Source organism: Caballeronia sp. SEWSISQ10-4 2 (assembly GCF_030464885.1).
Classification (GTDB): domain Bacteria; phylum Pseudomonadota; class Gammaproteobacteria; order Burkholderiales; family Burkholderiaceae; genus Caballeronia.
Map to the genome: position 1 here is coordinate 1 of NZ_JALPRJ010000158.1, position 9,157 is coordinate 9,157.

The 9,157-nt window shown below is 57.7% G+C and carries 7 protein-coding genes and 2 pseudogenes; 3 read left to right on the forward strand and 6 right to left on the reverse strand.

What is annotated here, in order from left to right:
* Positions 1-481 precede the first annotated feature (481 nt).
* Together phbB and M0D69_RS42535 are read right to left on the reverse strand one after the other, a co-directional pair.
* Positions 482-1,225 carry an acetoacetyl-CoA reductase gene (gene phbB / locus M0D69_RS42530; protein WP_301787788.1) on the reverse strand — a complete coding sequence of 248 codons (744 nt, stop codon included), beginning with the start codon at positions 1,223-1,225 and terminating at the stop codon, positions 482-484.
* 137 nt (positions 1,226-1,362) lie between these two features.
* Positions 1,363-1,932: a phasin family protein gene (locus M0D69_RS42535; RefSeq protein ID WP_301787789.1), complete on the reverse strand. Its 570-nt coding sequence runs from the start codon at positions 1,930-1,932 to the stop codon at positions 1,363-1,365.
* 827 nt (positions 1,933-2,759) lie between these two features.
* On the opposite strand from M0D69_RS42535, the gene M0D69_RS42540 reads away from it, so the two are divergent.
* Positions 2,760-3,164, forward strand: coding sequence for a response regulator (locus M0D69_RS42540; RefSeq protein WP_301787790.1), 405 nt, complete (start codon positions 2,760-2,762; stop codon positions 3,162-3,164).
* Between the two features lie 236 nt (positions 3,165-3,400).
* Complete coding sequence (locus M0D69_RS42545; RefSeq protein ID WP_301787791.1) at positions 3,401-4,063, forward strand: hypothetical protein; 663 nt, start codon at positions 3,401-3,403, stop codon at positions 4,061-4,063.
* Between the two features lie 160 nt (positions 4,064-4,223).
* On the opposite strand, the gene M0D69_RS42550 is transcribed toward M0D69_RS42545, so the two are convergent.
* From M0D69_RS42550 to M0D69_RS42565, 4 genes and pseudogenes are all read right to left on the reverse strand, one after another.
* On the reverse strand, positions 4,224-4,958 hold the full coding sequence (locus M0D69_RS42550) for a Crp/Fnr family transcriptional regulator (RefSeq protein ID WP_301787792.1): 735 nt from the start codon (positions 4,956-4,958) through the stop codon (positions 4,224-4,226).
* Positions 4,959-5,741: 783 nt separating this feature from the next.
* On the reverse strand, positions 5,742-6,278 hold the full coding sequence (locus M0D69_RS42555) for a hypothetical protein (protein WP_301787793.1): 537 nt from the start codon (positions 6,276-6,278) through the stop codon (positions 5,742-5,744).
* A gap of 309 nt (positions 6,279-6,587) precedes the next feature.
* Positions 6,588-7,295, reverse strand: a pseudogene (locus M0D69_RS42560) (IS66 family transposase); the annotation flags it as partial.
* 166 nt (positions 7,296-7,461) lie between these two features.
* Complete coding sequence (locus M0D69_RS42565; RefSeq protein ID WP_301787794.1) at positions 7,462-8,448, reverse strand: hypothetical protein; 987 nt, start codon at positions 8,446-8,448, stop codon at positions 7,462-7,464.
* A gap of 526 nt (positions 8,449-8,974) precedes the next feature.
* Here M0D69_RS42565 and M0D69_RS42570 point away from each other — a divergent pair.
* Positions 8,975-9,100 (forward strand): annotated as a pseudogene (locus M0D69_RS42570) (IS6 family transposase); the annotation flags it as partial.
* Between the last annotated feature and the right edge of the window lie 57 nt (positions 9,101-9,157).

The following is a 9,157-nucleotide window of genomic DNA, read 5'->3' on the forward strand; positions in this document are numbered from 1 at the left end:
AACGAGCTTTCTCGCTGTCGTCGCGCGACAGCGACGTTGTGTATAACGACATGCGCATACAGGCCACCGCACATACAAGCAGTTCTCACAAACGTTCGGCGAACTGGCCATCATTTTATGAATATTTTTTGTGGTCGACCGTGGTGTTGTTTTTTTGGTGAGCACACGGCATTGGGCAGTAGGTGATTCAAACGGCATCAAGGACAAAGTGACGGATCACCTCTCCGATTCCGACGGATGCCGATCAGGATGACGAATTCATTTCGGTCCACAGGCGGTGCCATCAACGTCTGCGACGCATCACATCCCAACATTGACGAAAGTCCATTCGCCTGAGCAGTTGCGCCCGTATATGTTCACGGCGATAGTGGCCAATGATCACCGTCGCCGCAATTGCGAGTACGACTGATCCGGCAACAATTCCCATCCACGATTCGGTCATAGCGAACTCCTTGTCTCGCGTTCGACTGGCTTTCGAGGGTCACTGTAGATGTTGGCCACCGTTGATCGCGATGTTCGCACCGGTCACAAACCCGGCCTCGCGCGAGCATAAATACAAGACGAGCGCAGCCACCTCGGCGGGCTGTCCTAGCCGGCCGACTGGGATCTGCGGAATGATCCTGGTGTCGAGCACGTCCTGCGGCAGTACGGTCACCATCTTGGTCGCGATAAATCCGGGCGAGATGGTGTTAACTGTCACACCCTTCTTCGCCACTTCCAGCGCCAGCGATTTCGTGAAGCCGTGCATACCGGCCTTGGCGGCCGCGTAGTTGGTCTGACCGAAGCCACCCTTGGAGCCAATGATCGACGAAACATTGATTATGCGGCCCCAACCACGTTCCATCATGCCTTCGCACAGCGGCTTCGTCATATTGAACACCGAATCGAGATTGGTCCGGATCACCGCATCCCAATTGACCTTGTCCAGTTTCCTGAAGCTGGCGTCTCGGGTAATACCCGCGTTGTTGATGAGGATGTCGACCGGACCCAGGTCGTTGCTGATTTTTTGCGCACATTGCTGACAGGAATCGTAGTCGCCCACGTCGACCGCATACGCGTGAAACTGTCGCTCATCAGCGGCCATCCGCGCGAGCCAACGCTCGGCGCCCGTATTATTCGGCGAATAGGTGACCGCCACGGTATAACCGGCGTCAACAAGCTTAACGCTGATGGCTTCGCCCAGTCCCCCCATTCCGCCGGTCACCAAGGCCAGTTGGTTTTCCATTGCTCAATCTCCTCCAAAAGGTTAACAAGGCTGGACGAGGGCTCTCTCAGCCATACGGATGAAGAGCGGCGTGCAGCCCCGCGAGATCCCTGCGCACTCCGCCTCGTCGTGACGACCAAGGCGACTGCACGTGTCCTCTATGATTTCTTCGCGGTTCGAGACGTTTGCTCGACGGCCTGTTGCGTCGCTTTCGATGCGGCGGCAACGACCGTTTCGAAGTTGCTTTCGGCGACTTCAGTTGCCTGTCGGGTAGCGCGTTGGACCGTTTCGTAGAGCCCGTTGGTGGCCGTAATGGTCGACTTCAACGCTGCAATGGCGGCCTCCGACCCAACCGGAGCACTTTGCGCGACGCCGTCGACCAGCGTTTGCACCCGTTGGTTATGTGCCTGGTATTGCACCTCGGCGAGCTTCGAGAATTGGGTTTGAGTCGCGGCCACAATTGCGAACACCTGACGGCTGTACGACTGAATCTTCTCTGCAGTCGGCTGTATCAGGCGCGCCTGCGCCGATACCAGATCTTGCGGATCGTTAGCCGGCAGCGCCTTGCCCATGTTGTCCTGGCCTTCGGCGAGGATCGACTTGACCGCTTGCAGATTCAGTTCAACGAGTTTTTGAAACCCTTCGAACATCATGTTAGCCACAGCCCACGACGTATCAAGATTGGACTTTTGTGCGGCGGCGAATTGTTCGGGTGACGACAAACTCATGATGAGCTCCTGAAAGTCGATTCGTCGCGTGCCCGGGGAGCCGAACGCAAACGTTTGCGCGACGAACCGCGTTGATCAATGCCTGGTGAAAACTTGTTGGCTCCGCTTTGCTGCATGAAAACTACGATATCGATCACTTGTATGCGCGACTGATAGTAGGCGTGGTTGGTTGAGAACCTCATCTGTCCGCGATCATGCCGCGGGCCTAGCGGCAATGCCCGACGTGACCCATCTGCCATTCCGGGTGATTCCAGCCTATTTCGTCGTACCAAAATACAACCTGATAATAATGCCGCTAGACGTGATTAATCAATGTAATTAAGTTTTTAATCTTTTTGCTAAGTAACTCGCGTTCAGCGCATGCGCAGATGCTTGCGTCATTTGAATTCAATTTTGTTCCCTAACGGGCGTCATAGTGCAAGACGTTGTCATGCATCATTCGCGATTAATTTTTTCGTGCCATCCAGATTCTCGTGTCTGGGGTTTACGCGTTGTGTTGCCGGTGAGGATCAGAGGACTTTCAGACTGAAAATTAAACTTCATATGCATGATAAATTGATTAGTATGTAGAAATGAACCCATGTCCTGCACGCAACGCGATGCTCTTGCTGAAATCGTCCCTGCCGGTCCGACGTGTGCCAGCTTGTCGTCGACGATAACCCAGCGGCTGCGCAAGGATTGTTGACGCTTATCCAGACCGCGGGCGTTCAGACGGAGTACGTACTGACCCGCGCTAAGGGTAGGTGTCGCGTTTGCCGAACAGTCAGACTCGGTGTGGTGCAGGTTCCGGAGCCCCGCTTGGTATTGTTCGAAAAAAAGGGGGACGGATGACGACGGTGCTGTTGGTGGACGATGAGCCTGAGACGTTGGCCGGCTGGGAGATGTGCTGCGAACAAGATGGGTACGATGTGAAAGCCGCAGGCGATGGCCAAGCGGCACTGGCCGTGCTGATGGGAAGCCCCGTCGACGTCGTAGTGGCCGATTGGCACATGCCGAAAATGTCCGGTAGTGCTCTGTGCCATCACATCCGGAACGCGCCAGGTCTCGCCGGGACGATTTTCATCCTGATTTCGGCCGACTCAAGTCCACCCGCTTTTGTGCAATACGACGGCTTTCTGCGCAAGCCCGTCGACGTCCCGGGGCTGCTGGCGACCATGCGGCGCCTGCTTATGGAGCACGCGGCCGAAGGTGCCGCCACGCGAGCCCACGCGTCGCCGCATCGGCGACGCTAAGACGCGCAAGCTTCCGCAGCCGAACCGACGAGGCCATTTTTGCGTGAGCCCAAAAAAACGGTCAATTGAGCGTTGGGCCGCACGCATCGCTGCCAAGGAACGTTCTCAATATGAGTGTGCCTGTATTGCGTTGAGTGTCACGAGAACCCGCTTTGAATTTGGTGCCGTAGCCGCCTGCTTGCCAGTTCCGGTTCCAAGCTACGGTCCGATCCAGTAGGTACGGGAAAAGAGTATCCATGACTGAGGACGATATCGAGCGCGTGATCCAGTCACTTCTTGACTGGAGATCAGCCAATCCCCTGTTTTTGGTGGGTGTGGAATTGTCGTCCGGGGCAGTCCGCCAGGCGATGGCTCGGTACGATGCCGTGATCCGGGCAAGCGGCGACATGGCGCGTCGAGTGTTCTCGGGAGAGTATATTGATCCCGCGTCGCCCGCGAAATCCGCGCTCTTTCTGCGCCTGCTCATGGGCAAGCCGGCTCTACGACATGCACCGCCCACTGCATTCAGCTACCCCCACTATGCATTGATCGAAGAACCGGGCCCTATCAGCGTGGTCGTACGGGGCCCCGTCCCGCACGGCGGGCTCGCCGAGCGGGCTGGCGGTGCCCATGGAAATTACTGGTTCTCCGTGAACAACTGCCTCTATGCGTGTATCGACGACAATGAGCCGGCTCGGGAAATCAATACTCTGTTCGCGAGCGACGAGCCGTCGCAATTCCCTTCCCGTCCGAGCCTGGTTGCACGACAACCAGCGTGGGTGCTGCGGTACGGTAGTTGGCCAGCGTGGACCCTGACCTGGGATCACGCCAACGAGGCCCGCCAGTATCGTCCCGGCTGGGTGCTGCGCAAGACCCCCGAATGGGATGCCTATTCGATCGAGTACCTTGATGTCCGATAAACCGGCATAGCAGCGTTTTGGCTGCTGGATGCGCGAACGGATCGCGACCTTTCGACGGCGGATGGGCGACTTCAACGCCCATATTGCTACGACTACCTCCTGCTCCGCCGACTCATTCGCCGGTCCACACGACCAGACCTCCGCTGCGACAGGACAACCCTTAGCAGACTTCCTCGGTCTGGCGTACGCGCGGTAGCATCCGGTCGAACTCGCGCTTGACGATACCGTAGCATTCGCACGCACGGGCTTCCAGACCTGCGCGATCGAGCACCTTGATACAACCGCGGCTGTGATGGATCAGGCCGGCGTCATGGAGCTTTCCAGCAGCTTCCGTCACCCCTTCTCGACGCACGCCCAGCATGTCGGCGATCATCTGCTGCGTCACCTGAAACTCGTTCGACGGCGTACGGTCAATCTCTATCAGCAACCAGCGGCACAACTGCTTGCTGAGCGAATGGTGACGGTTGCACGCGGCCGTCTGCGCAACCTGCGTCAGCAGAGCTTGCATGTACAGGAGCATTAGGCGGCGCAGGAAATCCGAGCGGCCGAACTGCTCGCGCAAGGCGCTTGCGCTCATGCGATAAGCAAAGCCCGGGCATTGAACCTGAACGCGCGTCGGCATGGTATCGCCGCCGGTCAGGATAGGAACGCCGGTCATGCCTTCACGACCGATGGCTGCGATCTCGGCCGAGCTGCCGTCTTCCATCGAGTGAAGCAGAGAGATGATGGCCGTCGTCGGGAAATACACGTGATGAATACGTTGTCCTGAATCGCAAAGCAATTGGCCCGTACGAAGCTGAACGAGTTCCAGGTGAGGCGTAAGAGCTTGCCATTCGTGCGCCGGAAGCGCACCCAACAGATGATTGCCGTGCAGGTCGGATTGAAGGGTCAACATGTTTTTCTTCTCTCATTCGCGCGCTGTGCGCCGTATTTTTTTATCTGGTCCACTCCACGTCTCGTGAATGCATCTGACGGCATCCATCGACGACGTGTAGCGACCAGCCCCGTAAGCAGATCTGTCAAAGTCGTTTGCTTGATTTCAAATGTCGACATTGGCTAGTGCTGCACCACACATAAAGCGAGGACCGTGCCAGTGGGCGTAAAACCCAATGCCATCATGGAGCACCGCGCGATATGCAGCAGCGCACATTGGGAATGAGAACGTTTTTGATTCAGTCTTGAACAGGCCGTGATCGAATCGGCGCTATCCGTCCGATTAATCGCGCAAACGCTTTCATCTGTTCAATGCCTTACTGGAGGCGCATCCGATTTTTATAACGCCATCTGAAACCCCTGTTCAGCGGGCTTCAAATCGTGGTCGCACAAGCATTCGTAGGTTGTTTTAAAAGTGATACAGAAATGTTCCTTCGATTTGGCGTGACCCGCGCGAAGCTTGCTTCTTGAATGATCTGGAATCGGCGGAGGAGCGTTGGCGCGGCCTTAAGGGCGTTCATACCCCGATGGCACGGTGGATTTGCTTGCGCTTGATGGTGATCAAAAACCGTTGCATGGATTGCGCGAAGTTCACCGTCGGCCGTTTCTGTAAAGGACTTCGGTGGCGATCCGTGATATGCCCAACTGTGTCGCATCAACCGCTTAGCAGCGTACGTCACGATCCGGTTTGGCCCACTGTCCCCCGTCACTACACATCGGCACCAGGAGACCCATAAATACCTCTTCACTCATTGCGCCCGCTGCTTGGGCTTTTGAATGCATCGGGCGGCCGCGGCCGGAATCCTGCGATCAAGGCATTGGCCTCCGCAAAAAACTCCTCCGTAAAGAGCGCGGAAACCTGCGTGAGCGCGACCCGGGTAGCTGTGAGCATCACTGACAACTGCTGATCCGCCGCGGACTCGCCGAACAGCACGCGCTGCGCGAACACGACGCCGCCATGTCGGGCGAACAGGCGCAACACGTAACCGAGCGAAGAGTTGCTCAGCATCTCGGCGCCGTACGTATCGGCGAGCACCGTGAGGACGGCGAGTTCCACCCTATTCGGTCGACGCGTTACACAACGCTCGACAGGGCGAATATAAGTTCCGGACATGCTGCCGATCATAGGGTCGTTCGGAGCGCCGCTGCTATTGTGGCTCGCAACATCGAGTGCATGCACCCCCGAGCACTGCCCTGCCCTGAATGCCGAAATTGCGGCATCCATCCGAAGCACGAGACGAGCGGTCTCCTGGCTGGTTTGATCGGGGTTGGGTTCAGACATGGACGAGTTCCGAATCGCGAATACCCAACTTTATACCGTAAATGCGCACTCGATAACACGCATGGGCCATAGGAAGAGCCAGCCAAATCAATGACGAAGCCAATCATTTTGCCGAATCGAAACCTCCGAGGACTTTGACAGTCCCCAGGCTGTTGAGGACATATTTTCGGCGCCGGCAGCCATCTCACAGGTGCGTTTGTACTCGGGAAATCCCGCTGAATGCGTCGCTATTAAGATAACTATCCTTTTCGTAATAGCGCAGTTCTTTACCTACACGGCTTTGTATGAAAACGCGGAAGCCCTTTCCGCCTATACCCGGGGTTCGCAATGCAAGGCGGCGACGTCGCTGGCCCTGTGAGTCGGTAATCGCGTCAGGACGTCCTTCAGATACGCATACGGATCGTGAGCATTGAGTTGGGCCGACCGCACCAGGCTCATGATGGCGGCGGCACGTTTGCCAGCGCGAAATGAACCCGCAAATAGCCAGTTGGACCGACCAATGCCCCACCGACGAATCTGGTTTTTAACCCAGTTGTTGTCGATGGGCACATTCCCATCGTCGAGATAACGCGTGAGCGCATCCCAGCGTTTAAGGCTGTAGCCCAGGGCCTTCGCGATGGCCGAGCCTTCAGACACGAGCTTGCGCTGGGCGACCAGTCATTCGTAAAAGGTGTCGCACACCGGTTTGGCCCTGCTCCGACGCAGCGTGCGCCGCTCTTTGATGTCTAGCGCCGCTGCGTCGCGCTCATTGTCATATAGCGCAGCGAAGAGCGGCAGCGCCTGCTGCGCGACCTGACTGCTGTGGTTGGCGTACCGATCGAAGAACTTGCGGCGCGCATGGGCCGCGCGCCCGATTTCCGTGATGCCCTGCTTGAATCCGGTCTTGTACCCGCTGTAATCATCGCAGACGAGCTTGCTTTGCCAACTGTCCAGGAAGGTACGAGCGTGCGCACCGGCACGACCGTCGGCGAAGTAGTACACGACGGCGCGCAGTTCGCTGAACTGCGTTGGCGTATACGTCATGGTGCTACGCCGAGCAATTGCGGCCGGCATCGAGACGAAGATCGGTAACCACACCTTCCGTGCAACCTGATGACGTGGACAGATATTCAGCGTCGAATCTACGCCGGACTTCGGCCATTCGATTGGCTGAATCGAACGTCTCTTCATGGCCGAAGTAAGCTCAGCGCTGCGCGCGTGGGTTGCGCGGGCACCCCTTCAGCATCTCCTCGATCGTCCCGGCGAGCAGATCGTCGGGGCCGACCAGCGCGGTCGCGTGGTCGAGGTCGAATTTGGTCGCCGCCGAGAACACCATCGACGCGGCGATGTTGTCCTGAACGATGCGCGCCAGGTTCTCGAGCGCGACGGACACGGTGTTCTCCTCCGGCGCGGCGGTCGCGATCGTGATCAGGTGGCTGTCGACGGTCTCGGGATCCATCATGTGCTTGAGCAGCAGCCAGTTCTGGTTGCGCACCTCGGTAGTCCAGATCGCCATCACCACCGCGTACAGCTGCTTCCACTTCGCCGGCCCGAGTTGGGTGCGCCAGCGGCGCAAGAGGTCGAGCACGCCGTCGAGCTGGGCCTGGACCGCGAACCGCATGTTGGTCTGGATCGCGTCCTGAATCTGGCTGGTGAACTGCTCGAAGCTCTCGATAGAGAACGCCTGATCGCTGATCGTGCCATCGAGGAAACTGGCGCTGCCGTCGATGATCGTGCGGCACGACCGCTCGGCCTCCGGCGGCAGCTCGGCGGCCTTGAGGTGATTGAGCGCATTGGTGATCACGTTGCGGAAGTTGAGGATCAACATCTGCCAGCCGACCGGCCGCGCGCCGCACAGGTACGGCGCGAGCATCGAGTAGATGCCCAGCGGGATGTGCGCGATCGATTTGCACATCTCGAAGTTCGGCCCCACCGGCGACACTGTCTCGCGAACGCCGTCGTGGATCAGCGTGTACGTGCCGCCGCCGAAGCTGTACTGGACGACGATGACCGGGTTGAGGTTCGCCATCAGTCGCGTGCGCGACTTGGCGTAGTGGTCGCGCATCGTCGCGTCGACCGCGTAGATCGCCTCACGCGCCAGATCGCGCGGCGTCGTCCCTGCCGTCACCATCTCGAGATCGTGCGGGTCGATCGCGATCGACCCGCTGTACTGCACGTTACCGGTTGCCATGAGTCCCCCTTGAATAGACGATTGACCATTTCCAGTCAATCAATTGGCGTTTTGTCACTAGACCGCGTTTCATTCCGAACATCGGTATGACGCTCCAAGTCCTTCTGTGATGGAAGCATTGTTAACAAGAGAACGCGCCTGTCAGATCAAACAGGTGGTCGTCACCAACTTTTGTAGATAGAGGTTGGCTTCTGGGGGAGTCCAATAAGGCAGCGAAGAACGGTATTTCCTAAACCCGATGTGCGAGAGGAGCCATGTGGGGCGCCACGGAGACGCTCTTCCGAATGCTTGGGCCCCTGGGAAGAGCCAGCGATCAAGATCGACTTATGGTCAACCATTTCTGTGAGGATGACGAAGTTAGCGTGCTGGTCTTCGACCCGGCCTGACGGATGAACGTAAGCGGCCGGCGAAGTCATCTTGACACTCGAGATTTGCGGATAGGGTACTGATAATCATATAGCCGGCCTGCCTCCGTTCCGCTTGAACGGGTGGCGTAGAGTCAGGGTGCAAACCCACCACTGGCGCTATCTCTTATACGGGCTACCGATTCCTGCCCGATGTAATCAGCTATGCGGTGTGGTTGTACTATCGTCTCCCGTTGAGCCTGCGCATGGTCGAGGAGTTGCTGGCTGCGCGCGGCATTGAACTTACTTAGGCTCTTTTGAAAACTCAGTGGGTAATGCGGCTCAGCGGGCATGCGCGTTGAACG